Here is a 24,584-nt window from a genome sequence, read left to right as displayed (position 1 = left end):
GCAGTATCTCATTCTTCTTTGCGGCGGGGACGACCCGCCTAGTAACGTTGGCGGTGGTTGGTGCCGAGCCCCACGGTTGTGGCATCATCACTGACACACGGAACGGGTCCGCTTCGCGCGGGTGCGGTCCATGTGGGGAGGCTTCGCCTAGTCCGGTCTATGGCGCCGCACTGCTAATGCGGTTTCGGGGTTATTCCTGATCGAGGGTTCAAATCCCTCAGCCTCCGCCAGTCGGGAGCCCCCGTCGACGATCTTGTCGACGGGGGCTCTTCGCGTTCCCGGGGCGGGCCGGACCGGCTCCGAGCCTGGCCCCGATCCGTCCCCGACGCGTCCCCGACCTGTCCCGGAGCGGGTCGGGAGCCGGTCCGGTGCAGGCCCGGGACGGGCCCGGAGCGGGCCCCGGGGCAATCGATTTCGCCCCACGTCGCAGGTCATGTAATGTTGTCCCCGCAACGCCCCGGCGGCAACGTTCACCAGGGCGAGCGCTCATAGCTCAACGGATAGAGCACTTGACTACGGATCAAGAGGTTGCAGGTTCGAATCCTGCTGAGCGCACCAAACTCCGCAAGATCGGGTTCGCCCGTTCCTTGCGCTCATAGCTCAACGGATAGAGCACTTGACTACGGATCAAGAGGTTGCAGGTTCGAATCCTGCTGAGCGCACCAGCGAGAAGCCCCCGGCCACCGACCGGGGGCTTCTCCGTTTTCCGGGCCCCCGCGGTCGGCGGCCCCGCTCGGGCCGCCGGGCCCGGCTCGGACCGGCCGGCCGCCGAGTTCGAAAAGGGTTCCCCGGTGAATGGCCGGGTGCCGGACGCCGGTGCCGGTCCCATTGGCCGGCATTTCCCATTCCCGCGTCCGTCGGGTGGTGTCGATTGCCGCCCAATGGATGACTGCAGCCGTTCGGGTATATCCCGCCCTGCCGCCCGGACGACCGCCGAACGGGTGGGACACGGTCGAAAGCGCAGGTGTCGCGGTGGGGCCGGCCCGGGATCGTGATTCCTTTTGTCAGATCTTGTGCCCAGACTGCCCGCCACTCCTGGCAGCCGATCGCGAAGGAGAGCCGGATGAGCCGACAGTTTCCCCGCACCGCTGCCGCCCTGGCCGTCCTCACGACCGGGCTGCTGACCGGCTGGAACGTTCCGCTCTCGGTGGCCCAGCAATCCCCCGACACCTGGTCGGGGGAGCACCGCGCGGTACTGCCCTCGGGGCTTTCCGTACAGGTCGATTTCGACGCCTCGCCCGGGTTCGGGGTCACCGCAGGACCGGGCGAATTGGGAAACCGGTCCGGAGGGGGGAGTACGACCGCGCTCTATGCGGACGGAATGCACCCCGGGGACCCGGCGCAGACCTTCGAACCCACCCCGGACCGTCCGCAGACGGACGGTTCCTGGCGCACCGCGGGGACGCTCCGGCTGTCTTTCTCCCGGCCCGTCCGCAATCCCCGGCTGCACCTCAGCGGACTCGCCGCGGTCGCCACCGGGAAATCCGGCACCACCGGCACCGCCACCCGGCTGACCCTCACCGGCGGCACACCCACAGCCCCCACCCTGGTCGGCCGCACCGCCTGGCCCGGCTGGACGGTCGACGGCAACACCCTCGCCCCCGCGGGCCAGGACGGCGCCTCCGACGGCGCGCCCGGCTCCGCCGCCGCGGGCTCCCTGGAGCTCGCCGGGACCTTCCGCACCGCGGTGTTCCGGGTCGAACAGCGCTCCACCGCCCGGGCCGGCAGCACCACCGCCCCGCCCGTCCTGCGCCAGGCCTACACCGTCACCGTCGACGAGGACCTCGGCAGCGCGCCGCAGGCCTACGGCAACGCCTCGCACGTGCTCTCCGACCTCTTCCTCGGCGCCGACGCCGCCCACCCGCCCCGGCGCGACCGGAACCCGTCCGCCGAGGCCGCGGGCGACGAGCCGTTGGTCCGGCTCGACCACGGCGCCTCCCTGCGCAGCCCCTTCGCCGGCCCGCCGCCGCCCAAGCTCCAGCCCGGCCGCGGCGAGTACCAGGGCGCCGACCCGTCGATCAGCTTCCCCGCCGAGGCCGCCATCGGCCGCTACTACCGGCTGACCGTCCCGGTGGCGGTGGGCGACCAACCCGCCACCCTGGCCGGCTGGATCGACTTCGGGCACACTGGCCGCTTCGAGCCCGCCGGGCGGGTTCAGACCGAGGTCCGGCCGGGCGCCGGCACCGCGACCCTGGAGTGGACCGTCCCGCCCGGCGCGGCCTCCGGCGAGACCTGGGCCCGGCTCCGGATCGGCCGCGACACCAGCCAGCTCGTCTCCTCCGGCGGCTTCGCCGACTCCGGGCAGGTCTCCGACCAGCGGATCAAGCTGACCGTCGGAGCCGCCCGGCCGGAGATCGCCGAACCCGTCGACGGAACCGTCCTCGCCGAAGCCCGCCCGGAGATCAGCGGCGAGGGCGCGGTGGCCGGTGCCACGGTCGAGGTCCGGGAGGGGGACACCGCGGTCTGCAGGGCCAAGGTCGGGCGTGGTGGCGACTGGTCCTGCCGCCCCGCCGCGGCACTCGCGGCTGGCCCGCACAGCCTCACCCCGGTGGAGACCACCACCGGCGGCGTGGTGCTGCGCGGCGAGGCGGTCAAGGTCACCGTGAAGACCGCACCGCCGACCGCCCCCGTGCTCACCCTCCCCGGCTACACCAACGACCCCGGGCTGCTGCTCACCGGCACCGGCGACTCGGGCAGCACCGTCTCAGTCGCCGACCGCACCGCGGGCAGCGAGCTGTGCAGCACCGGGGTGCGGACGGACGGCCAGTGGTCCTGCCTGCCGGTCGAGAACCTGACGGAGGGGAAGCACCAGCTCACCCCGGTCGCCGTCGACGGGGCGGGGAACCGGGCAGCCGGGCAGCCGGTCACGCTGGTCGTCGACACCGTCCCGCCGGACCGGCCGACGCTCACCTCGCCCACTCCGGGGGAGACCCTGCGGGTCAGCCGCCCGAAGCTCACCGGGCGGACGGAACCCGGGGCGAACGTGCTGGTCACAGCCGGATCGCGGGCGAACTCCGACCAGCGGACGGTGCTCTGCGGGGCGACGGCAGCCCTCGACGGGAGCTGGGCCTGCACCGCCAACCGGGACCTGACGGACGGCGAGCAGTGGCTGACCGTCACGGCCAGGGACCCGGCGGGGAACGGGACCTCGGCGGACCCGGTACGGGTACGGGTCGCCACTGTCGCGGCGGTGCCCAGTCCGGCGGTGCCCAGCCCCTCGGTGTCGAGTCCGGCGGTGCCGAGCCCGGTGGTGCCCAGTCCCTCGGTGTCGAGGCCGGCGACGGCGAGTCCGTCGGCTTCGGCTCCGCCCAGCCCCGCGGCGTCGGCTTCGGTGGCCCCCAGCCCGACGGCGTCGGCGTCGGCGCCGGTTGCGTCGAGCACGGCCTCGGCCGCGGCTTCGGCCTCGGCTTCGCCGTCGGTTCCGGTGTCGGGGAGTCCGAGCCCGTCCGCTGCGGTGACGCCCGAGGTGCCGGGGCCGGTGCCGACCGGGGTGCTGGCGATCGTCGTGCCGCCGGTGACACCCGCTCCGCCGGCGGGTCCGTCGGGCTCCGCGAAGCCGGGTCCCGTTCCGTCCGCTCCTGCCGCGTCCGCCGTTCCGACCCCTTCGACCGCTTCCCCGGCCGTCGGCCCGACGCCGGCCTCCGCCATCGCCGCGACCGGCGCGCCGTCGCCGACCAGACCGGTCGAGGCCGCCGAAGCCGCCGAACCCACCGAGTCCGTCGAGGCCACCGCCCGGCCGCTGCCCGTACCGCCGGTGGGGGCGGGGGCGCAGAGCATGGCGGGGCGGTCGGAGGGTGCGGGCCGGCGTGCTGGGCTGGCCGGGATCCTGCTGATTCTCACCGGGATCGGGCTGATCGCCCGTCGGGTGTTCGCCCGTGGGCCCGGTGCTCGACGGCGCTGACCTGCGCCGATTGTCCCGACCATCCGTTCGTCCCGTTCATGTGCCTGCGCGTCAGGTCGGCTTTGGATGATTCGTCAGTACATGTCGACACACCTCGACCCAAATGTCGCATTTGATGACGTATGAACTTAGCCTGACCCTGGCACTGCCCGTCAGATCCGGGCCGCCCGTTGCGCGACACACCGACCCAGAGGATCCGTGCATGGACGTCCCCCGCGATTCTTCGCAGCGACCCGACCATCTGCCCGAAGCGCTCCCGCCGGCGCTGCCGGAACGTTCCGACTCCGGCTCCAGCCCGTTGGCCAGAGTCACGGCGGTCACCATGGAGAAGGCCGCCAAGCCGGTCGGTCCGGCCGACAGCGGGCCGGCGACCACTCCGATGGCCGTAGTCCCCGGGCCGTCGCCCGCGAACCCGCCGGTGGACCTGCGCGATCCGCTGGAGACGGCCGCCCCGGAAACCGTCGAACTCCCGGACGCCACCTCGCCCGGGACCACCGCCGCCACCACCTCGCGGCGCCCGCCGCGCGCCGACCAGGCGCTGCGCGAGCACGGCGCCGCCGCGTCGCCGGGCTGGGTCGCCCTGCTGGTGGTGCTGCTCGGGCTCGCCGGGATGCTGTTCGTGCTGCTGCGTACGGGTGTCGTCCCGCACTGGGACGTGCTGCCCGACCTGCGGAGGACCGCCGCGCGGGCGAGCGGGCGGGCGGAGGTGGACGCCGCGGCGATCGCCGCGATCGGCGCGGCCGGCCTGCTGGTGGTGTTCACGCTCGCCGGCCTGCTGGCCAACGCGGGTGGTGAGACCCGGGTGCTGACCCGCTGGGGCCGCTACCGGGGCACCGTCCGTCGGACCGGCCTGGTCTGGGTCAACCCGCTGCTGTGCCGCCGCCGGGTGGACGTGCGGCTGCGGCACTGGCGCAGTGAGCCGGTGAAGGTGGTCGACCGGACCGGTACGCCGATCGTGGTCCGGCTGCTGATCGTCTGGCGGGTCAAGGACACCGCACGGGCGCTGCTGGCGATCGAGGACCACGAGGGCTACCTGCGCGAGCAGGTCCAGGCGGTGCTCACCCGTACCGCGTCCCTCCTGCCGTGCGACAGCAACGCGGCGCCCGGGCCCGCGCTGCGCGACGGGCAGTGGTTCGCCGACGAGCTGACCAGGGCACTGGCCGCCGAGGTCGCCCCGGCGGGTCTGGAGGTGTACTCGGTGCAGCCGCTGGGGCTGGACTACGCGCCCGAGGTCGCCGAGTCGATGCGCCGCCGCCGGCTGGCCGACCTGGACGCGGGGCTGCGGACGGTGCTGGTGGACGACGCGGTGGAGGCGGCGGCGCTCGCCGTCCGGCGTCTGGAACGCGCGACCGCGCACGAACTGGACGAGGCCGCCCGCAGCGCGCTGATGGAGCAGCTGCTGGTCGCCTTCGTCGCCCCGGCCGGAGTGGCCGCCTCGGTACCGCCCCCGGCCGTCCGCGCCGGGCGGAAGGAAGGACGACCCGCATGAGGACAGCCACCGGCGCGTACGCCGAACCCGCCGTCACTTCCGGCTCGGTCGGCCTCGACGAGGACCCGGGACTGATCGGCTTCGAGGAGCGCCTCGGCAGCATCCCGGCGATCGCCGGCTGCGGCTGTCCGAACTGCGCGCCCCGCCCGCGCACCGCCCGGCCCGCCGCGCCGGCCGGGGGCAGCCGAATACACCGTGCCGTGCGCGGCACCTGCCTGGCCACCACCGTGCTGGCGGGCGCCGGCGTGGTCGGCCTGACCGCCGGGGCCGGGTCCGCGCACGCCGCGGCCGGGAAGCAGGGCTGGGACGGGTCGAAGTACTGGTTCAAGAACGGCAGCGGCGAGTGGCGCTGGACCAGCCACCGCGACGTCTACCTGAGCCGCACCGGGCAGTCCGGCGGCTCCGGCACCCAGGCCGGCTCCAACGGTTCGGCCTCCTCCTCCGGACTGCGCCAGGGCTGGGACGGGTCGAGGTACTGGTTCAGGAACGGCAGCGGCGAGTGGCGCTGGACCAGCCACTACGACGTCTACCTGAGCCGCACCGGGCAGTCCGGCGGCGGTTCGGCCCCGGCCCCTGCCCCGCCCGCGAGCCGTCCTGACCCGGACGCCGGGGCGGCCTCCGGGAGCACGGAGTCGGCCGTCGACTACGCGCTCGCCCAGCTGGGCAAGCCGTACGTCTGGGGCGGCGACGGCCCGTCCGGCTACGACTGCTCGGGGCTGGTCCAGCAGGCCTACCGGCGCGCGGGGATAAGCCTGCCGCGGGTGGCCGACGACCAGTACGCGGCGACCACGCCGATCGGCGCGGGGCAGCTGCGCCGCGGCGACCTGGTGTTCTGGTCGGACAGCGGCCGCGCCTCGGGGATCCACCACGTGGGGATATACCTGGGCGGCGGCACGTTCGTCGAGGCGCCCCGGCCGGGCACGACCGTGCGGGTCTCGACCCTCAGCTCTGGCTACTACCCGACCCACTTCGGCCGACCGTAGCCGTCCCCGGCACCCGGGACGCACCGGGACGCACCAGGACTCACCGGGCCCCCGACAGCGCGCCGCTGCCGGGGGCCCGGTGGCGTGTTCAGGAGGCGGACGCGTCGTCCAGCAGGGCGGTCTGCTCCGGGGTGAGCTTCAGCGTGGCGCCGGCCAGCAACGGCGGGAGCTGCTCGACGGTACGGGCGCTGGCGATCGGGGCGGCGACCGTCGGACGGGCGGCGAGCCAGGCCAGGGCGACGGCGGCGAGCTCGACCTCATGCTCGGCGGCGACGGTGTCCAGCGCCTCCAGCACCTTGGGGCCGCGCGGCTCGGCCAGGTAGCGGGCCGCGCCCTCGGCGCGGGCGCTGTCCACACCCGGGCCGCCCGGGCGGTACTTGCCGGTCAGGAAGCCGGAGGCGAGCGCGTAGTACGGGACGGTGGCCAGGCCGTGCTCGGCGACCACCTCGGCCAGCGGGCCCTCGAAGGTGTCGCGCGAGACCAGGTTGTAGTGCGGCTGGACGGCGACGTACTTCGCCAGGCCCTCGCGCTCGGCGAAGGCCAGCGCCTCGGACAGCCGCTCGGCGCCGATGTTGGAGGCGGCGACCGCGCGGACCTTGCCCTCGCGGACCAGCGCGTCCAGGGCGGTGACGAACTCCTCGACGGGGGTGTCGTCGTCCCGGTGGGTGTAGTAGAGGTCGATCCGGTCGACGCCCAGTCGGCGCAGCGAGGCCTCGGCCGAGGCCTTGATGTTGGCGGCGCCCAGGCCGCTGGCCTCGGGGTGCATGCCGACCTTGGTGGCGATCACCACGTCGTCGCGGTTGCCGCGGCTGCGCAGCCAGTCGCCGAGGACGGTCTCGGACTCGCCGCCGGTGTTGCCCGGGGCCCAGGCCGAGTAGACGTCGGCGGTGTCGATGAAGTTGCCGCCGGCTGCCGCGTAGGCGTCCAGGACGGCGAAGGACTGCTGTTCGTCGGCCGTCCAGCCGAAGACGTTGCCGCCGAGGGAGAGCGGGAAGACGGACAGGTCGGAGGTGCCGAGGCTCACCCGGCTGTGGTTTCCGGTCATGATCGCAGTCAACCCGATCCCGGGGTGGGGCATTCCGGGCTCCGCGCGGTGTTCACAAGCCCGTCGTACCGCCGTCGCACGACGGGGTGGTGTGCCGATCGGGAAGGGGGTCCGGGCTGTGCCTGAGGTGGGCGGATTCGTTAGAGTCCCTGCCATGGCTGACAACGACTACGACCCCGCCGGCAGCACTCAGATGTTCCGGGCGTTCGTCGACGAGACCCCGGCGCCCCAGGCCCCGGGCAACGTTTCCACCTACGGCAGCAGCAAGAGCGGCAGCCGGACCGGCGTGATCGCGCTGGCCGCGGTCGTCGCGCTGGCCGTGCTGGGCGCCGTCATCTGGCTGGCGGTCAAGTGACCCTCGCGCGGGTGACCCTCGTCCGGGTCACCCGCGCGACGGGAGAGGCGGCGGGACGGGCGCGCCTCAGCAGGGCTTGCGCCAGGCGTCCAGCTCGAGCTTCTTCTGCATCGAACTGAAGCCCAGCGACTTGGCCTTGGTGCAGAACCGGTCCGTGTCGAGTTTGTACTCGACGTGGAAGACCGCCTTGCCCGCCTTGACGAAGGGTGCGACCCGGTCGCACTCGTCGAACTGCGAGCACTCCTCGTTGACCGCGAAGTCGAAGTCCGGCAGCAGCGCGGGGATCTGGTCCAGGTCGTTCTTCAGGCCGATGGCCAGGCCGCGCTCGTGCGCGAGCTGCGCCAGCATCCGGTTGTACTTGAGCTGGTCGTCGGGGGTCAGCGGGAAGCCGCTGTTCTGGTTGTAGGCCTCGATGGTGTCCGGCTCGATGGCGTCGAAGCCCTTGCTCTTGCACATGTCGAAGCGGGCGGCCATCAGCGGCTTCAGCTGGTCGAGCTTGCGGATGTCGAACCACTTCTCGCCCTTCCAGCCGGTGTCCGAGCCCTGCAGGGCCTTGGCGAAGGCGTTGGAGTCGGGGCGGAAGTTCTCCCAGGAGCCGGCGTTGATGTAGCAGATCACCTTGCGGCCCTTGCCGTGCAGCGCGGCCACCACCGAGGCGTCGTTCTCGAAGCCGTCGATGTCGTAGACCGGGACGTCCACCGACTGGTCCACGGAGCCGCCGAGTTGCCACTGCCAGGCCAGGCCCGGGGTGGGCTGCCAGCGGGCGCCGGCCGGCGGCGGGGCGGTGGTGCCGGGCGGGGTCGTCCCGGGCGGGGTGGTGCCCGGGGCAGTGGTGCCGCTCGGCGTGCCCGGGTCCGTGCCGGTGGCGGGGGCGCTGGGCGTGCCGGGGGTGGGCGTGCCGTCGGGGGTGCCCGGGGCGGTGGCCGCGGGCGGGGTGCTCGGGGAGCCGTCGGCCTTGTCGTCGTCGTCCTCCGAACCGGAGCTGCTGCACGAGGTGGCCAGCAGGGCGGTGGCGGTGGCGAGGGCCAGGGCAGCCGGCAGGAGCCGGTTACGGCGCTTCACGGTAGTCGAACTCCGCATCGGGTCAGGTCAGTTCAGCGGCGGTCAGGCCGTACGGCAGGGTGCGCCAGGGGTTCTCCCCGGCGCCGGGGACGGCGCAGCCCACGCCGGCCCGGCGGGCGGCGATCAGGGCGGTGGCGTCCTGGGCGTGCTCGTACGGGACGTCGTAGACCAGGTGGCAGAAGCGGGAGGCCGCGTGCCGGCCGGTCCACAGCGGTTGGGTCATCGCGCGGTAGGTGTCCCAGTCGCCCTCGAAGGTGACCAGCAGGTCGGCCAGGCCGATCTCGGCGTAGCCCGGGTCCGGGTGTTCGCCGTGGCCGAAGATCACGGTGCCGCAGCCGGCCGCGCGGGCCGCCGTGGCGAGCCGCCGGTAGTGCGCCAACGCGCCCGGGTGGGTGGTCACTTGGTCGAGGTAGACGCCGGTGATGCCGTGTCGCTGACGGTACGTCAGGATGTCGGCGACCACGGCCGCGTGCGGCCGGTGGCCGTAGTCGGTGTCGGTGTACCCGACCAGCGGCAGCCCGGCGGCCCGGAGTTCCTCGGCCGCGTCGGCGAAGACGCTGTCCGGGACCTCGCCCGGGCCGTCGGCGAGGTTGAGCACGACGGCGGCGATCCGGTCGGGGTCGGCGGCGGCGACCGCCCGCCAGGCCGCCGGGTCCACCGCGGGGTGGACGTACAGCGGCACCAGCAGGCGGCCGTCGGGGTGCCCGGCGGTCATGCGACCACCGGGGGCGGCGTGGGCTCAGGGGTGCTGAGCCACAGGTCGCGCAGGGTGTCGGCGAGGTCCGTCTCCGGGTGCCAGTCGAGCTCCCGGGCGGCGGCCGAGACGTCGGCCTGCTGCCAGGAGACCGCGGCCGAGCGCTCGGAGCCCGCCCCGCTCTCGTCGATCCGGCCGGTGAAGCCGGACGCGGCGACCAGTCCGTCGGCGATCGCCCGGACCTGCTTGGCCTGCCCGGAGGCGAGGTTGAGCACCCGCGGGAGCGGGCGGTCGGCGGCGACGGCCAGGCCGACGGCCTTGGCGATGTCCCGGGCGTCGACGAAGTCGCGGTAGGCCGAGAGGTCTCCGACCGTCACCACGCCGTCGGTGCCCTCGGGCGCCACCCGGCGCAGCTCGGCGGCCAGTCGGCCGGGCAGCGAGCCCGCCGGGGCGCCGGGGCCGACCGGGTTGAACACCCGCAGCACCACGGCGTCCAGCGGCGAGCCGGCCACCGCGAGGGAGCCGGCCAGCTTGGTCGCGCCGTACACGCCGACCGGGCGGGCGTCGGCGTCCTCGGACAGCGAGCTGCCCTGCGCGCAGACGCCGTACTCGCCGGCCGAGCCGATGTGCACCAGACGGGCCTTCGGGGCGCCGAGCTGCAGCGCCTCGCAGAGCACCGCCGGGCCGCGGGCGTTCACCTCGGCGAGCTTGACCGCGCTGCCGGCCACCGCGCCGGCGAAGTTGACCACCACGTCGGGGGCCAGCGCGGCGAGTTCCTCGCCGAGCGGGCCGGCCTGGGCGGTGGCCAGGTCCAGCCGGAGGTCGTGGGCGGGCCGTCGGCCCGCGGTCAGCACGGTGGCACCGGGCAGTGACCGCAGGACGGCGGTGGCGTGACGGCCCAGGAAGCCGTCGCCGCCGAGAAGCAGGATCCTCACGCGGCCCGTCCGTCGCTCTCGGCGCCCGCGGTGGCGGGCTCGTCGGCCGCGTCGTCGGGGGCGGTGCGGGCGGCGCGGGCAGCCGGGACCGGCAGCTCCGCGACGCCCGGCACGACACCGGTCGACTCGAAGGGCATCAGGACCGGGCGGATGGTCGAGAACTCGGCGTTGGCCCGGTCGTAGTCGTCCGGGCGGCCTATGTCGAGCCAGTAGCCGCCGAACTCGTACGCGGCCGGCGGGGTCTTCGCGGCCAGCAGGTCCAGGACCAGCTCGTCGAAGCCCAGCGGCAGGCCGGGGGTGTACTTGGCGAGCGCCGAGCGCGACACGCCGTACACGCCCATCGAGACGCGGTAGTCGATGCTGGGCTTCTCCTGGAAGCCGGTGATGCTCCCGGAGTCGGTGGTCAGCACGCCGAAGTCGATCTTGACCTGGCGGGCGTAGGTGGCGATGGTCAGCGGGGCGCCGGACGCCTCGTGGTGCTTGAGCACCCCGGCGAAGTCCAGGTCGGTCAGGATGTCGCCGTTCATCACCAGGAAGTGCTCGGGCAGGCGGTCCTGCATGGTGAGCAGCGGGCCCATGGTGCCGAGCGGGCTGTCCTCGACGGCGTAGCCGACCCGCAGGCCCCACTGGGAGCCGTTGCCGACGTAGGCGCGGATGATGTGGCCGAGGTGGCCGATCGCCAGGGTGACGGATTGGAAGCCCGCCGCGGCGAGCTGGCGCATCACGATCTCCAGGATCGCGTGCTGGTCGCCGATCGGAACGAGCGGCTTGGGAAGCGCGGTGGTGTACGGGCGGAGGCGAACGCCCTTACCGCCGGCCAGGATCACTGCGTGCATGGTGTTTCCCCCACGGAAAGGATGTGCAGGACACGAACCTTGGTTACCGGACGAGCATGATCGCGAAGGCGGTCAGACGTTGTAGATGTCGGTCTTGTAGCGGGCCAGGTTGGCCGGGTCGCGGAAGAACTCGATGGTCTGCTCCAGGCCCTGCTCCAGGCTGAACCGCGGCGCCCAGCCGGTGGCCTCGCGCAGCCGGGTCGCATCCGCGACCAGGCGCATGACCTCGGAGTTGGTCGGACGGATGCGCTGCTCGTCCTCCTTCACCACCAGGTCGACGCCCATCAGCTTGCCGACCAGGGTGACGAGGTCGCCGACCGAGATCTCGCCGCCGGTGCCGGCGTTGAAGGTGCGGCCGACCACCGTCTCGGCGGGCGCGGTGCCCACCGTGCGGAAGGCGTTGGCGGTGTCCTTGACGAACATGAAGTCGCGGGTCGGGCGCAGGTCGCCGAGGGTGATCTCGGTCTGGCCGGCTGCGACCTGGGCGATCACGGTCGGGATGACGGCGCGCATCGACTGGCGCGGGCCGTAGGTGTTGAACGGGCGCAGGGTGACGACCGGGGTCTCGAAGCTGGCGTGGTAGCTGTCGGCCAGCCGGTCCCCGCCGGCCTTGGAGGCGGCGTACGGGGACTGCGTGTTGATCGGGTGGTCCTCGGTGATCGGCACGGTCTGCGCGGTGCCGTAGGTCTCGCTGGTGGAGGTGTGCACCATGCGCGGGATCTCCTGGTGGCGCACGGCCTCCAGCACGTTCAGGGTGCCGGTGACGTTGGTGTCCACGTAGGAGTGGGGCGCGAGGTAGGAGTACGGGATCGCGATCAGGGCGGCCAGGTGGTAGACCGCCTCGGTGCCCTTGACCAGGCCGTTGACCGAGCCCGGGTCCCGGACGTCGCCGAGGACGATCTCGACCGAGTCCAGCACCTCCTTGGGCAGGGTCTCCAGCCAGCCGAAGGAGGAGAAGGAGTTGTACTGGACCATCGCGCGGACGTGGTGCCCGTCGGCGACCAGGGTCTCGACGAGGTGGGAGCCGATGAAGCCCTCGGCTCCGGTAACCGCGACGCTGCTCATGCGGGGTTCGCTTTCTCGATCTGCCGGGGCGGCCCGACGCTGTGTGGTGGTCGGCCGCCGCCGGCCTGGGTGGTGTCTCAGGTGAAGCGGGTACGGCGGTGCACGCGAACGGGGCGTGCGGGGTGTTCGAAGTGGTTCGGAAGCGGTACGGAGGTGTTTCGGTTCAGCGGTGCTGGGTGGTGCGGCCGAGCGCTGGCCCGGCGATGGCGGTGAGGACGAGCGCGGCCGTTCCGCAGCCGATGAGCTGCAGGACGATCGGGTCCGCACCGGTCAGCAGCCCGGCGCTCTCGGCACCCGCGGCGGCCAGACAGATGAGGGCGGTGCTCCAGCTGAACCCGAAGGCGTTCAGCAGCAGCGCCAGCCAGAGCGAGCCGCCGAGGAGCAGCATCGCGCCGAGCTGCGGGACGCCGAGCGCGGGGGCGCCGGGCCACAGCACGGTCGCGGCGGCGTCCAGCGCGGCCACGGTGGTGAGGTAGATGAACAGGCAGCCGAGCAGGATCCCGCCGGTGCGGCGGGTGAACTGGCCGGTGGTGTGGCTGGTGCGCAGCGCGGCCACCGCCATGGCCCGGTAGCGGAAGAGCAGCCACTCGGCGAGGCCGAGACTGAGCGTCAGCGCGATCATGGCCGGGCCGGTCGGGGTGGTCGACGCCTCCTGCGGGGCGTGGCCGCCGGTCTGCACCGCCTGGTGGATGGTCGTGCCCAGGCCCGCGATCAGCGTGAGCGCGCCGCAGGCCAGGCCGAACAGCAGGTGCGGGACCTCCTGCCACAGCGGCAGCTTCAACGCCACGGACTCGCGTTCCCCGCCGCGGACGCAGACCAGCAGCTCCCGGACGGCCAGTCCGACGGCCAGCAGCAGCGAGGCGAGCAGCACGACCGTACGGACCACCTGCGGGACGTCCGCCGCCAGCACCACGCCCGCGCCGACCGAGGCCGGTGCCAGCGCCACCAGCAGGAACTTCTCCCGCCCGAGCACCAGCAGCACGGTGGCCGCGCCCAGGTAGCAGGACTGCCCGGCGGCGAAGCACAGCGCCCCGAGCGGCCCGCCCACCACGTATGCGGCGGCGGCCGCGATCAGCGCGCCGAGCGGCGCGCCGGCCGCCAGGCAGACCGCGGCCTCCCGGCGGCGCAGCCGGCCCAGCCAGCGGTACGCGCGGTGCGCCAGGGCCTGGTTGAAGCCCCAGCTGACCAGCGTGGCGATCGACAGCGCGAGCATGCCCGAGGGCAGGCCGAAGCGCATCCGGGCGGTCGCGAACAGGTTGGCGCCGAGCAGGTAGCCGAGCCCGGGCAGGGCGAACACCAGGCCGCGCACGACGCAGCGCCAGGGGTCGGCCCGCCAGGGGTTGGCGAACTCGGAGCTCTGGCCGGGGTAGCGGCGCTCGACCTTCTCGAACAGCTCCTCGGCGACGGTGAACGCGTCGGGGCGGCCGTACAGCAGGGCGGCCTGCTCGTCCGAGAGGCCGTCGGACTCCAGGAAGGCCGCGATCTCGTACGGGTGGACGGCGTCGGCGCAGATCTCGCGCAGCCGCTCGGCGAGTTCGTCCAGCGGGTCCGCGGAGAGGCCGAGCTGCTCCTCGGGGCCGGGTTCGGGCTCCGGAGGGGCGGGTCGGCGGAGCTTGAGCGGCAGCGTGCGCAGCTGCATCGTCCGCTCGGCGCCGCCCTCGTCGGGAACGAGACGCAGAGGACCGCTCACGCGCCCACCTCGCTCGGCTCGTGTCGGGAGGCGGCCGGTGAGTGGCCCCAGTCGGGGCTGGGGGCCTGGCCGGTGACGGCCACCATGCCGCCGGGCATCCAGCGGGAGGTGCCCAGGAGTTCGGTGTAGATGCCGCGGAAGCCGTCGATGTTCTGGCGGAGCGTGAACTGCTCGATGACCCGCAGCCGGGCCCCCTCGCCGAGCCGGGCGCGCCGTTCGGCGTCGCGCAGCAGCTCGATCGCGGCGGCCGCCATCGGCTCGGGCTCGCGCGGCGGGACGACCAGTCCGGTGTCGCCGACGGCCTCGCGCACGCCGCCGACGTCGGTGGAGACGGTCGCGCGGCCGCAGGACATCGCCTCGATCAGGGTGAACGGGAAGCCCTCGCTGATGCTGGAGAGCATGACCACGTTGCCCGCCGCGTACGCGTCGGTGATGTCGGCGACGCGGCCCTCGAAGGCCACCGAGTCGGCTATGCCGAGCTCGGCGGCCAGGGCTATGCAGCCGTCCCGGTACGCCTCGCCGCCCTTGGGCGTGCCCCCGAAGAGCCGCAGCCGCGCCTCGGGGATCTCGCGCCGGACGATGGCGAAGGCCCGGATCAGCGTCTCCAGGTCCTTGATCGGGTCGACCCGGCCGGCCCAGCTGAGGGTCGGGGTCTCGGGTTCGGGGCCGGCCGGCGGGAAGGCGGTCGGGTCCACCCCGTTGTAGACGGTGCGGATGTGCGCGGACGGCGTGCCGCCGCGCTCCTCCCAGCGCCGGTTGTACCGGTTGCCGGGGGTGACCAGCGCGGCCACCCGGTAGCTCTCCTCGGCGAGCATCCGGTAGAAGCCGAGCAGCAGCGCCTTGACCGGCCAGCGGTACGGGCCGGTGCGGTAGCCGAGGTAGCGCTCGCGCAGGTAGATGCCGTGCTCGGTGAGCAGGAACGGTACGCCGTACTGCTGGGCGGCGATCAGCCCGGGCAGCGTGGCGAGGCCGCCGCTGGCGGCGTGCGCGACGCCGTCCTTCGGCGGCTCGACCGAGAGCGGACGCAGGGCGTGCTCCAGCAGGTCGGTCGCGTTCAGGGCGTCGTGCAGGGTGGGCCGGGAGACCGCGGTGGGCAGGTAGTCCCGGGTCCACACGTGCTGGAGAGTGCGCAGGGCGCGCTCGCTGCGCAGCGCCGGGCTGAGCAGCCCGCGCCGGGCGAGGTCGGCGAAGCCGTACAGCTCGGTGCCGAAGTGCGTGGTGTAGACCGGGTCGAGGACGGAGTGCAGGAAGCGCTCGTACGCGTTGAGGAAGCGCCGCATCTCCTTGCCGCGGGGCGCCCTGGCCTCGGAGGCCGGGCCCCACAGAGGAGCGGTCGTGACCGACTTGACGTTGGCGGGCAGTTCCCAGGCCAGTGCCTCGTGGCCGGTACCGGTGACGGCGATGACGTCGAAGTCGACGTCGGGCATGCCTTGAACGAGCTGGTCGCACCAGACACTCACGCCGCCGTGCTGGTGCGGGTACGTCCCCTCGGTGAGCAGGGTGACGCGCATTCCTGTCCCCCCTCCTGTTCTTGCGTCGGTTCCGGCCTGGATGGCCGGGACGGGAGCCGTGGCGGGGCCGGGCCGGTCGCCCGGACCGGCCCCGTCAGCGGGTGGTGCGGATTAACGGTTGCCGGAGCGTCCGGTGGTGGTGCTCGGCGTGGCCGTCCCCCCGGAGGCCTTGCCGTTCTTCGCCGAGCCCTTGTCTCCGTGGCCGTTCTGGCCCTTGTCGCCGTGACCGTTGTTATCAGTGGTCACGCCCTTGCCGGGCACCGGGGTGCCGCTGCCCGGGACCAGGGACGGGGCCGGCTTGCGGGTGGTGTCGCTCGGGCCCGCCGGGACCGGGGTGGCGACACCCTGCGGGACGACCGTCTTGTCCGCCGGCGCGGGGGCCGGGACGGACTTGGCCGCGACGCTCGGCGCGACGGCGGCCGGCGCGGCCGGAGCGGACGGCAGCTGCAGGGTGATGTTGCTCTGCAGGGCGCCCGGGGACACCCAGCCGGAGAGCGTACCGGCGTAGGACGAACCGAAGGCGGTCGTCCCGATGGCCAGCTTCTGAGTAGTTCCGGTCGGCATGGTGGCCTGGACCTGAACGCCGGCCGGCGCGTTGACCGTGACGGTGTTGCCGACCCGGTAGGCGGTGACCTGGCCGGAGGCGAGGGCCGCGTTCCAGGCCGCGCGCTTCTGGAACTCCTGGCCGATCGCGCGCTCGCCGAGGTTCACGATCGGCGTGTTGTCGGCGTGCAGCGACCGGTAGGTGCCGAGGATCTTCTCCAGCACCGGGTAGAGGATCTTGTCCTCGGACAGGTTCGACTGGTGGATGAAGTGCGGGCGCGGGTCGTTGTTCAGCACGTGGCCGAGGTCGATCCGGGCCTCCAGCGGCACGATGTACGACTGGTAGCCGGTGTTGACGTCCAGCGGCGCGGGCAGGCAGGTCGAGTTGGCGTTGTTCTCGCAGACGCCGCTGCCGCCGTTGGCCTTGCTGGTGTAGATCCAGTTGTACTCGTCGGTCTCCTCCTTCGCCGTACCGGCGTTGTAGAAGACGTTCATCGGGTACCGCGGCACGGTCAGGGTGGACGAGCCGACGGACCGCTGGGCGGGCTCGCGGGAGGCGTCGCTGCCGGTGAACTTGATGCCGTTGGCGGCCAGCGCCGGGGCCAGGTACGGGTTGTCGCTGGTCTCCTGCGGGGCGGTCAGCAGGCCGGAGTGCTCGCCGGTGACCAGGACCTGCGGGTCGACGGTCAGGCCGTTGCGGGTGGCCCAGTCGAAGTTGTTCTTGATCTGGGTGGAGACGGTGTTCTGGTCGACCCAGACCGTGTTGCCGGCGGCGTCCTTGCTGCAGCGCCACGGCACCACCGAGACGTCCTGGACGCAGCCCAGGTACGGGTGGGTGTAGGTGTGGTTGACCCAGCGGTAGCTGTTCTGGTCGGCGATCATCTGGCTCGCCGTGGGGTCCACGGTGGTCTCGTGGTCGGCCTTCCAGTCCTCGCTGCCGCCACCGTTGAACACCATGTCCAGGGTGAAGTTGTTGGCGGCCTGCCACTGCTTGGCGTACTGCGCGTCGGCCTGGGTCATCCGGATCGGGTTGGCGGTGTCCGGGGTGCCGGGCGGGCAGGTGACGTCACCGGGGGTGCACTTCAGCACGGTGTCCCAGCGGTCGTCGGCCAGGAAGACGTCGTCCACGTGCGCGGCGAAGTAGTTGCGGTCGTAACCGAGGTGGACGCCCTGGGTGATCCAGTCGACCATGCCGCGCGCCAGCAGGCGGTACTGCTGCTGGTACTGGTTGTAGACGAACGTGACGACCAGTTCCTTGCGGCCGTCGTGGCTGTACTCGCCGACCAGCGACCCGCGCGAGGTCGAGCCGGGTATCGGGGCGTCGACCAGCGGGGTGAAGGAGGCCCCGGCCGGGAGGCCGGCGAGCGGGGTCGCCAGGTAGCCGTAGCTCTCGCTGACGCCGGGGTCGTTGTCCTCGAACGGGATGCTGCCCTTGAGGTACCCGAACGAACCGGAAGTCCCGGCCGAGGTGGTGGCGCCCTGGAATCCGTCGAGCGTGCCGACGAAACCGGGATTCTGGGCGTAGTTCAGCCCCACCGCGGGACTGGCCCACGTGTACGCGTCGATCTGGCGGACGTTGAAAGCGGCTTCGTAGCTCGCGATCGCGGTCATCTCGGCGGCGCTGTTGGGGAACGGGTTTTCGTTGGGCAGCACGATGCCCTGGAACTTCCCGCGCGGCTGGCCGTTCACCGTGTCACTCAGGAAAGCCGAGTCGATCACGGGACGGTTGGGGTCATTGAGGCTGATGACCTTGTACGGGGTGCCCTGGCTCTTCAGCTCGGCGGTGATGGCGGCGACCGACGGCCCGCCGTCGTCGACGACCAGGATGGTGAGGTCGATCCTGGGCGGCGTGGTGTCGCCGTGGGCCAGGGTGGTCTGCAGGCCGCTGGCCAGCAGAACTGCCGCCGCGCACGCGGCGACTCTTCGGGTCGCTCGACCCATGGTTGATCCTCCCCTTGGGCCAGGCGCCGCGCTGCTCGGCGCTCGCCTGCCCGTGTAGCTGTTCGCGGGCAGCAGGCTGCCCGGCGCCCATCCTGGTCGAGGGTCGGCCGTGCGAGGGACCAAATGGACGAGAGTGCAGCGAACCTGTTACCAACGTTCATGGCGATGCCATGAAGGCGCTGATTGTGACCGGAACTGGACCGGTGGCGCAAATAATGAATTGAAAATGAAAAACCGGAAGCTGAGCGCTACAGGTGGTTACCGACGGTGTGGCCCGGTGAGGCTGACAGGGCACCTACACTGACGTCGTTGCGCATGACACTCTTGCACATCTCGAGGGTCCATTGGGCAGGTTCATGCAATATCGGGCACCGTTGTGCCATGTGACAGTCCGAATATGCAATGGAGGCGCCGCGTGGTCGATCAGCACACCGAGTCCGAGGGAATCCGGGGCGTTCGGAAATCCGCTCCGGAACCGGACGGCACGGAGCTGGTCGGGCGCAGTCTCGGCCTGCGCGGCGCGGTCAACGCCCGCGATCTGGGCGGCTATCGGGCGGCCGACGGGCGGAAGCTGAAGCCCGGAGTGGCCCTGCGCAGCGACGGCCTGAACCACGTCACCGCCGAAGACCTGGGCCCGCTCGGCGCATTGGGCCTGCGCCGGGTGGTGGACCTGCGCAGCGCGAACGAGGTTCGCGAGGCCGGTGCCGACCGCCTGCCCGACGATGTCACACTGCACCATCTCCCCTTGCTGGCAGCGGACTTCGACATCTATCTGATGATCAGGGACGCCCTGTCCGACCGCAGCCCGCAGCGGCAGCGCGCGCTGCTCGGCGAGGGCCGGGCGAGCGCCATGATGACCGGTCTCTACCGCTGGTTCGTCACCGACCCGGTGGCGCGCGAGCGCTTCGCCGGCCTGCTGCGCCTGCTGGCCGCCCCGGACGGGCCGCCGCTGCTGTTCCACTGCTCGGCCGGCAAGGACCGCACCGGATGGGCGGCCGCGCTGCTGCTGACCGCCCTCGGGGTGGACCGCGAGACCGTCCTCGTCGACTACCTGCTCACCAACGAGCGCTCCGCCCCGGTCGTCGACCGGGTGCTGGCCGACTTCGCCGCCCGCGGCCTGATGAGCGAGCCCGAGCTGCTCCTGCCGGTCTTCCGGGCCGACCGCGACTACCTGGACGCGGCCTTCGCGGAGGTCGAGGCGGGCTGGGGCGGCTTCGACCCGTTCTGGCGGGAGGGGCTCGGGCTGGACGACGACGTGCTGGCCGGACTGCGCGTCAACCTGCTGGACGGCAGCCCGAGCCGAGTGGACGCCTGAGCCACTCCGGCGTCAGCCCTCGCTGATCAGCCCCTCGCGGAGCTGGGTGAGCGTCCGGGTGAGCAGCCGGGAGACGTGCATCTGCGAGATCCCGATCTCCTCGCCGATCTGCGACTGGGTGAGGTTGCCGAAGAACCGCAGCATGATGATGCGGCGCTCGCGCGGCGGCAGCTTGGCCAGCAGCGGCTTCAGCGACTCCCGGTACTCGACGCCCTCCAGCGCGAGGTCCTCGTACCCGAGCCGGTCGGCCAGCGGCCCGTCGCTGTCCTCCTCGCCGGAGCCGGAGTCGAGCGAGCTGGCGGTGTACGCGTTGCCCACCGCGAGGCCCTCGACCACGTCCTCCTCGCTGACGCCCAGGCAGACGGCCAGCTCGGCGACGGTGGGGGAGCGGTCCAGCCGCTGGGCCAGCTCGTCGCCGGCCTTGGTGAGCGCCAGCCGCAGCTCCTGGAGCCGCCGCGGGACGCGGACGGACCAGCTGGTGTCCCGGAAGAAGCGCTTGATCTCGCCGACCACGGTGGGCATCGCGAAGGTGGGGAACTCCACCCCGCGCTCCGGGTCGAAGCGGTCGATCGCCTTGATCAGGCCGATGGTGCCGACCTGGACGATGTCCTCCATCGGCTCGTTGCGGCTGCGGAAGCGCGCGGAGGCGTACCGGACCAGCGGCAGGTTGAGCTCGATCAGGGTGTCGCGGACGTAGGTGTGCTCGTCGCTGCCGGGCTCCAGCGCGGCCAGCCGCAGGAACAGCGAGCGGGAGAGCGTCCGGGTGTCCAGGGCGGAGCCGGGCGGCGTCACCGGTGCCGCGTCGGGGCCGGGCGGCTCGACCGGTTCGACCCGCTGCCGCGGGACGAGGCCGTCGGCGACGGCCGTGCCGTTGGCCTGACCAGCGTGGATCTCCGCAGTGCCCAGCTCTCCGGACATGCGCCCACCCCCTCGTGACTGACGGTTGAACGGGGGCCGTCGCGCGGAGGTTCCCGGCGGGGCCCTCCCCCTCCATACCGGAACACGGTGCACGGCAAACCCGAACGTCGCAAGATGTCACGCGGGGGTAACGCGCTGCAATCTCACTCTTCCCATGAGTTGCCGGTCCGAAGCCGGGTGAGGATCCGGGAGAGCAGCCGCGAGACGTGCATCTGGGACATCCCCAGCTCGGTGCTGATCTGGGACTGGGTGAGGTTGGCGAAGAACCGCAGCATCACGATCCGGCGCTCCCGCTCGGGGAGTTGGACCAGCAGGTGGCGGACCATGTCGCGGTGCTCGACCTCGGCCAGCGCGGCGTCCTCGTAGCCGAGCCGGTCGAGCAGGGCGAGCCCGCCCTCGTGCTCCTGCGCGGCCTCCAGGGAGGCCGCGTTGTAGGCCCGTCCGGCGTCCAGGCAGGCCCGGACGTCCTCCTCGGGGATCCGCAGGCTGGCGGCGATCTCGGGCACCTTGGGCGCCCGACCGTGCAGCACCGTCAGTTCCTCCATCGCGCCGCTGACCTGGACCCACAGCTCCTGGAGCCGGCGCGGGACGTGCATGGTGCGGACGTTGTCCCGGAAGTAGCGCTTGATCTCGCCCAGGATGGTCGGCAGCGCGTAGGTGGGGAACTGGACGCCGCGGCCGGGGTCGAAGCGGTCGATCGCGTTGATCAGGCCGATGGTGCCGACCTGGACGACGTCCTCCATCGGCTCGCTGCGGCTGCGGAAGCGGGTGGCGGCGTAGCGGACCAGCGGGATGTTCACCTCGATCAGGGCGGCCCGGACCCGCTCCCGCTCGGGGGCGTCCGGGGGCAGCTCGGCGAGCCGCTCGAAGAGCACCCGGGTCAGTGTCCGGACGTCCACGGCGGGTCGGCCGCCGGGGCCGCGCAGCCCGTCCGGGCGGAGCTCGCCGGCCGGGCTGATGATCGCCGCCAGTACGTCGTCCACGGACACGTCACCCCTCCCAAAGTCGACAACGGCGGGCCCTGCGGATCGGGTGTCGCGGCTGGTTCACCACCTCGCCATGTCCGGCAAAACCGGTCATAGCATCACAAGGTGGGCGCAGGTCGGGCAAGCACCCGGTGGAGGTGTGTTGGTGGGGTGTTCAACCTTCACCGGGTGCGCCGGTGAGCTGCCGCAAGGATCGTTCCGGGACGGAGCAAGGCGCCCCGTCCGGTGGTCGGACGGGGCGCCGCGGGCCGTCCGGGGGAAGCGGCGGGGACGGGCTCCGGAAGTGCTCGGGTCGGACGGTGGCTCAGACCTCGATGTCGGCGATCACCCAGGTCGCGAACTCGCGCCACTGGCCCGCCGCGGCCTGGTGGGCCGGGTGGGTCAGGTACGCCTGCAGGGCGTCGCGGTCCTCGACCAGGCTGTTGATCGCGTAGTCGTGGGCGATGTCCCGCTCGGTGGTGTTCCAGCCGCACTCCCACTCGCGCAGCTCGGGGATGACGGAGCCGAGCTCGGCGAACGCCTTGGCGCCGGCGAGCGCGCGCTCGTCGTCCTTGCTGACGCCTTCGTTGAGCTTGAACAGGACCAGGTGCCGGATCACGATTGCCGCTCCTCGCGGACGGGGACAGAGGGTCCCGGCCACCGTAGCCGGTGCGCCGGGGTCGGTGGACGGTCGTCCGCCACCCGGGCGCGGTCCGCCCGGCCGGGCGGACCACCAGGCCGGGCTACTTGATCAGTCCGGTCATGAAGGTGCCGACCGCCTTGGCCGCGTTGGAGATGCCCTCGAACCCCAGCTGGACGAGCTCGGCGGACCGGGCGGGCGAGGTGATGATCGAGTAGAGCACGAAGATGAGCAGGAGGACGATGCCGACCTTCTTCGCCTGCGCCATCGGGTGCCTTCCTCCCAGCCGTGGGCCGCCGTCATCCGGTCCCCGAGCGGCCTGCAGGGGGCAGCTTATCCACCCGGACGGGCTATCAAGTGTGCGACGCGTTCGGCCGGCGGGACGAAGGTCCCCGCGAGTGGGGCCTTTCTCCGGGTGCCCGGTCGCGAGCCGGGCGGCAGGATGGACGATGTGCCGGGGGATCTGGCAGGAATCCCGGTACGTGGATCCGGAGCTCCCCGCTGTGGGACCGGCAGCCGCGGCTTCCCCCCGACGCGGTGCCGGTTGTGGGACTCCGCCGGGGGAGCGGTCAGTCCCCCCAGCCGCTCCCCCTCCAGGCTCCGTACGGGCCGGGCGCCGGTGGTCATCGGCCCGGTGTGCGGAGCCGTTTCCGTGTCCGAGGGTGCGCGGAAACGCCGAGGGCCCGTCCGGATCGGACGGGCCCTCGGGCCTTCTGGCGGTAGCGGTGGGATTCGAACCCACGGTGGAGTTGCCCCCACACACGCTTTCGAGGCGTGCTCCTTTGGCCGCTCGGACACGCTACCGAGGGGAACTCTACCGGACGGGTGGCGCCGTCACGAAATCCGTATCGGGGCGAGCGCCGCGCGCGGCCGGTGGCGGGTCTCCGCGGGGGTTCAGCGGTGGGTGTCGAAGAACGCCCGCAGTTGCTCGCCGCACTCCTCGGCCAGGACGCCCCAGATCACCTCGGGGCGGTGGTTGAGCCGGCGGTCGCGCATCACGTCGAAGAGCGAACCGGCCGCACCGGCCTTCTCGTCGAGGGCGCCGTAGACCACCCGGTCGATCCGGGAGAGCACGATCGCGCCGGCGCACATGGTGCACGGCTCCAGCGTGACGACCAGCGTGCAGCCGCTCAGCCGCCACTCGCCCTCCCGTCGCCCGCCGCCACCCTTGTCCGACGCGCTGCGCGCGCCCCCTCTCAAGCTCTGCGCCGCCTGCCGGATCGCGACCACCTCGGCGTGCGCGGTCGGGTCGCCGACCGCCTCGCGCTCGTTGTGGCCGCGCCCGATCACCTCGCCGTCCGGGCCCAGGACGAGCGCCCCGACCGGGACGTCCCCGGTGGTCGGCGCCAGGGCGGCCTCGGCGATGGCGAGGCGCATCGGCGCCGCCCAGCGGTCGCGGACCGGATCGGGGCGGACGGGAGCGGGCAGTGGCGGGACGTGCGGGAGGGTCTGCGCGGTGGATGCGGGCTGCATGGCATCCAGTGTCGGGTATCCGGCGGCTACCGGACGGCCTCCAGGACCTCGCCACAGCCCATGGCCTCGGCGATCTCCTCCAGGGCGTCGCCCGGCACCGCGCCCTCGCCGCTGAGGGCGAGCAGCTCGTCGGAGGCCAGGCCGAACTCGGTGAGCAGGTGGGCGTCGCCGAGCGGGCCGACCGGGACGCCGCCGCGCGGCTCGGCGTCCTCGTCCTCCTGGTCCTGGGCCTCCGCCTCCTCGTCCAGCAGGTGGTCCAGGTCGCCGAACTCGCTCTCGCCGGCCTGGTCGACCAGCTCGTCGGTGAGGACGGAGCCGTAGGAGCTGCGGGCGGCGGCGGCGCCGTCCGACACGAAGATCCGCGGGTCCTCCTCACCGTCCACGCGGACGATGGCGAACCACGAGTCCTCCTGTTCGATGAAGATCAGGACGCTGTCGTCGTCCTGCGCGGAGTCGCGGGCCAGGTCGGCCAGATCGGCCAGGGTTTCGACGTCGTCGAGCTCCGTCTCGCTCACATCCCACCCGTCCTCGGTGCGAGCAAGCACTGCAGCGAAGTACGCCACCAGGGACACTCCCAAGATCATCCGTCTCGGCTGTCGGCGCGCTCGGGCAATGCGGAAAACTGGCCGCCCCCGCGCCAGAGGCGGCCCGCTTGTTCGGACCGTCCCATCGGAATCGTGACAGAAAGCCGGCCCTTGCGGGGGGTGTTCTGCAGCGCGTCTTTGCAGGTCGTGTCGGAAGGACCGGGAGGGAGAGCGCGGAGCCGGACCAAGGCGGTCCGAGGCCGGTCGAAATTTGCTCCGAACGCCCGTCGGGGCCGCCCGGGCCCCGATCGCCTGCCGTCCGGGGCCCCGGTCCCGTCTCGTCGCGGACCCGGACCGCGGCCCGCCGGACTCCGGTCGGAGGCCCGTCAGATCCGGAAGGTTCGCATTCGCATCGCCTCGCGCATCCGCCGTTCCTTGGTCCGCCGGGGCTGGACCCGCTCCCGCAGCTCGCGGGCCTCGGCGAGCTCGCGCAGGAAGACGGCGCGCCGCTTGCGGCGCTCCGCCTCGGTCTCCGGGGGGTCGTCCGGCGGGCCCGGGCGCCGGCCCGCCCCGCCGCCGGGCTCGTCCGCCGAGCCGTCCCCGGCTTTCGGGTTGCTCGTCATAAGACGTGACATTCCCAGAACGGCCCGGTTGATACCACAGGGGACGCTTCCGTCCGGACATTCGCCCTCTGTCACG

The 24,584-nt window shown here is 72.7% G+C and carries 20 protein-coding genes, 4 tRNA genes and 1 pseudogene; 8 read left to right on the top strand and 17 right to left on the bottom strand.

From position 1 onward, the window contains the following. Positions 1-136 precede the first annotated feature (136 nt). The 6 genes from ACZ3TI_RS10925 to ACZ3TI_RS10900 all read left to right on the top strand — a co-directional run bounded on the left by ACZ3TI_RS10925 (position 137) and on the right by ACZ3TI_RS10900 (position 6,373). A tRNA-Ser gene (locus ACZ3TI_RS10925) sits at positions 137-230 on the top strand. A gap of 252 nt (positions 231-482) precedes the next feature. Next, a tRNA-Arg gene (locus ACZ3TI_RS10920) sits at positions 483-558 on the top strand. Between the two features lie 31 nt (positions 559-589). Next, positions 590-665 (top strand) — tRNA-Arg (locus ACZ3TI_RS10915). A 398-nt stretch (positions 666-1,063) separates the two neighbouring features. Further along, positions 1,064-3,901: an Ig-like domain-containing protein gene (locus ACZ3TI_RS10910; protein WP_465725679.1), complete on the top strand. Its 2,838-nt coding sequence runs from the start codon at positions 1,064-1,066 to the stop codon at positions 3,899-3,901. A gap of 202 nt (positions 3,902-4,103) precedes the next feature. Further along, entirely contained in the window at positions 4,104-5,390 is a 1,287-nt protein-coding gene (locus ACZ3TI_RS10905) for an SPFH domain-containing protein (RefSeq protein WP_465725677.1), read from the top strand. Next, on the top strand, positions 5,387-6,373 hold the full coding sequence (locus ACZ3TI_RS10900) for a C40 family peptidase (protein WP_465725675.1): 987 nt from the start codon (positions 5,387-5,389) through the stop codon (positions 6,371-6,373). Before ACZ3TI_RS10905 ends, ACZ3TI_RS10900 begins: the two co-directional genes overlap by 4 nt. An 88-nt stretch (positions 6,374-6,461) precedes the next feature. Here the strand turns inward: ACZ3TI_RS10900 and ACZ3TI_RS10895 are convergent, their stop codons facing one another. Further along, positions 6,462-7,418, bottom strand: coding sequence for an aldo/keto reductase (locus tag ACZ3TI_RS10895; RefSeq protein WP_465725673.1), 957 nt, complete (start codon positions 7,416-7,418; stop codon positions 6,462-6,464). A gap of 154 nt (positions 7,419-7,572) precedes the next feature. Here ACZ3TI_RS10895 and ACZ3TI_RS10890 point away from each other — a divergent pair, with 154 nt between their 5' ends. Next, positions 7,573-7,773 (top strand): hypothetical protein, encoded by a 201-nt coding sequence (locus ACZ3TI_RS10890; RefSeq protein ID WP_465725671.1) that lies wholly within the window; start codon positions 7,573-7,575, stop codon positions 7,771-7,773. 66 nt (positions 7,774-7,839) lie between these two features. Here ACZ3TI_RS10890 and ACZ3TI_RS10885 read toward each other — a convergent pair whose 3' ends face one another. From ACZ3TI_RS10885 to ACZ3TI_RS10850, 8 genes and pseudogenes are all read right to left on the bottom strand, one after another. Then, complete coding sequence (locus tag ACZ3TI_RS10885; protein WP_465725669.1) at positions 7,840-8,835, bottom strand: endo alpha-1,4 polygalactosaminidase; 996 nt, start codon at positions 8,833-8,835, stop codon at positions 7,840-7,842. A 22-nt stretch (positions 8,836-8,857) separates the two neighbouring features. Next, complete coding sequence (locus ACZ3TI_RS10880) at positions 8,858-9,550, bottom strand: spherulation-specific family 4 protein (protein ID WP_465725667.1); 693 nt, start codon at positions 9,548-9,550, stop codon at positions 8,858-8,860. Then, the gene (locus ACZ3TI_RS10875; RefSeq protein WP_465725665.1) at positions 9,547-10,464 is read right to left on the bottom strand and encodes an NAD-dependent epimerase/dehydratase family protein; all 918 of its coding nucleotides are present in this window, start codon (positions 10,462-10,464) and stop codon (positions 9,547-9,549) included. Before ACZ3TI_RS10875 ends, ACZ3TI_RS10880 begins: the two co-directional genes overlap by 4 nt. A 134-nt stretch (positions 10,465-10,598) precedes the next feature. Next, positions 10,599-11,300 (bottom strand): annotated as a pseudogene (locus ACZ3TI_RS10870) (nucleotidyltransferase family protein); the annotation flags it as partial. 72 nt (positions 11,301-11,372) lie between these two features. After that, positions 11,373-12,365, bottom strand: coding sequence for a GDP-mannose 4,6-dehydratase (locus ACZ3TI_RS10865; RefSeq protein ID WP_465725663.1), 993 nt, complete (start codon positions 12,363-12,365; stop codon positions 11,373-11,375). 163 nt (positions 12,366-12,528) lie between these two features. Next, on the bottom strand, positions 12,529-14,055 hold the full coding sequence (locus tag ACZ3TI_RS10860; RefSeq protein WP_465725661.1) for a hypothetical protein: 1,527 nt from the start codon (positions 14,053-14,055) through the stop codon (positions 12,529-12,531). Continuing rightward, positions 14,052-15,566, bottom strand: coding sequence for a GT4 family glycosyltransferase PelF (gene pelF / locus ACZ3TI_RS10855; RefSeq protein ID WP_465725659.1), 1,515 nt, complete (start codon positions 15,564-15,566; stop codon positions 14,052-14,054). Before pelF ends, ACZ3TI_RS10860 begins: the two co-directional genes overlap by 4 nt. A gap of 111 nt (positions 15,567-15,677) precedes the next feature. Then, on the bottom strand, positions 15,678-18,050 hold the full coding sequence (locus tag ACZ3TI_RS10850; RefSeq protein WP_465725657.1) for a hypothetical protein: 2,373 nt from the start codon (positions 18,048-18,050) through the stop codon (positions 15,678-15,680). Positions 18,051-18,465: 415 nt separating this feature from the next. Here ACZ3TI_RS10850 and ACZ3TI_RS10845 point away from each other — a divergent pair, with 415 nt between their 5' ends. Further along, positions 18,466-19,365: a tyrosine-protein phosphatase gene (locus tag ACZ3TI_RS10845; protein WP_465725655.1), complete on the top strand. Its 900-nt coding sequence runs from the start codon at positions 18,466-18,468 to the stop codon at positions 19,363-19,365. Positions 19,366-19,377: 12 nt separating this feature from the next. Here the strand turns inward: ACZ3TI_RS10845 and ACZ3TI_RS10840 are convergent, their stop codons facing one another. From ACZ3TI_RS10840 to ACZ3TI_RS10805, 8 genes are all read right to left on the bottom strand, one after another. Beyond that, the gene (locus ACZ3TI_RS10840; protein ID WP_465725653.1) at positions 19,378-20,283 is read right to left on the bottom strand and encodes an RNA polymerase sigma factor SigF; all 906 of its coding nucleotides are present in this window, start codon (positions 20,281-20,283) and stop codon (positions 19,378-19,380) included. 143 nt (positions 20,284-20,426) lie between these two features. Further along, complete coding sequence (locus ACZ3TI_RS10835; RefSeq protein ID WP_465725651.1) at positions 20,427-21,266, bottom strand: RNA polymerase sigma factor SigF; 840 nt, start codon at positions 21,264-21,266, stop codon at positions 20,427-20,429. A gap of 307 nt (positions 21,267-21,573) precedes the next feature. Then, positions 21,574-21,867, bottom strand: a complete 294-nt coding sequence (locus ACZ3TI_RS10830) for a Dabb family protein (RefSeq protein ID WP_465725649.1) — start codon at positions 21,865-21,867, stop codon at positions 21,574-21,576. 124 nt (positions 21,868-21,991) lie between these two features. Next, positions 21,992-22,156 carry a hypothetical protein gene (locus ACZ3TI_RS10825; RefSeq protein ID WP_465725647.1) on the bottom strand — a complete coding sequence of 55 codons (165 nt, stop codon included), beginning with the start codon at positions 22,154-22,156 and terminating at the stop codon, positions 21,992-21,994. Positions 22,157-22,602: 446 nt separating this feature from the next. Beyond that, a tRNA-Ser gene (locus tag ACZ3TI_RS10820) sits at positions 22,603-22,692 on the bottom strand. Positions 22,693-22,782: 90 nt separating this feature from the next. Continuing rightward, entirely contained in the window at positions 22,783-23,361 is a 579-nt protein-coding gene (locus tag ACZ3TI_RS10815) for a nucleoside deaminase (protein WP_465725645.1), read from the bottom strand. 26 nt (positions 23,362-23,387) lie between these two features. After that, positions 23,388-23,945, bottom strand: a complete 558-nt coding sequence (locus tag ACZ3TI_RS10810) for a tRNA adenosine deaminase-associated protein (protein WP_465725643.1) — start codon at positions 23,943-23,945, stop codon at positions 23,388-23,390. A 326-nt stretch (positions 23,946-24,271) separates the two neighbouring features. Then, entirely contained in the window at positions 24,272-24,508 is a 237-nt protein-coding gene (locus ACZ3TI_RS10805; protein WP_465725641.1) for a hypothetical protein, read from the bottom strand. Positions 24,509-24,584 lie beyond the last annotated feature (76 nt).

The organism is Kitasatospora sp. NPDC023120 (genome assembly GCF_055560835.1).
Note: the sequence above shows the minus strand (reverse complement) of the source record. Positions and strands in the feature narration are given on the sequence as shown.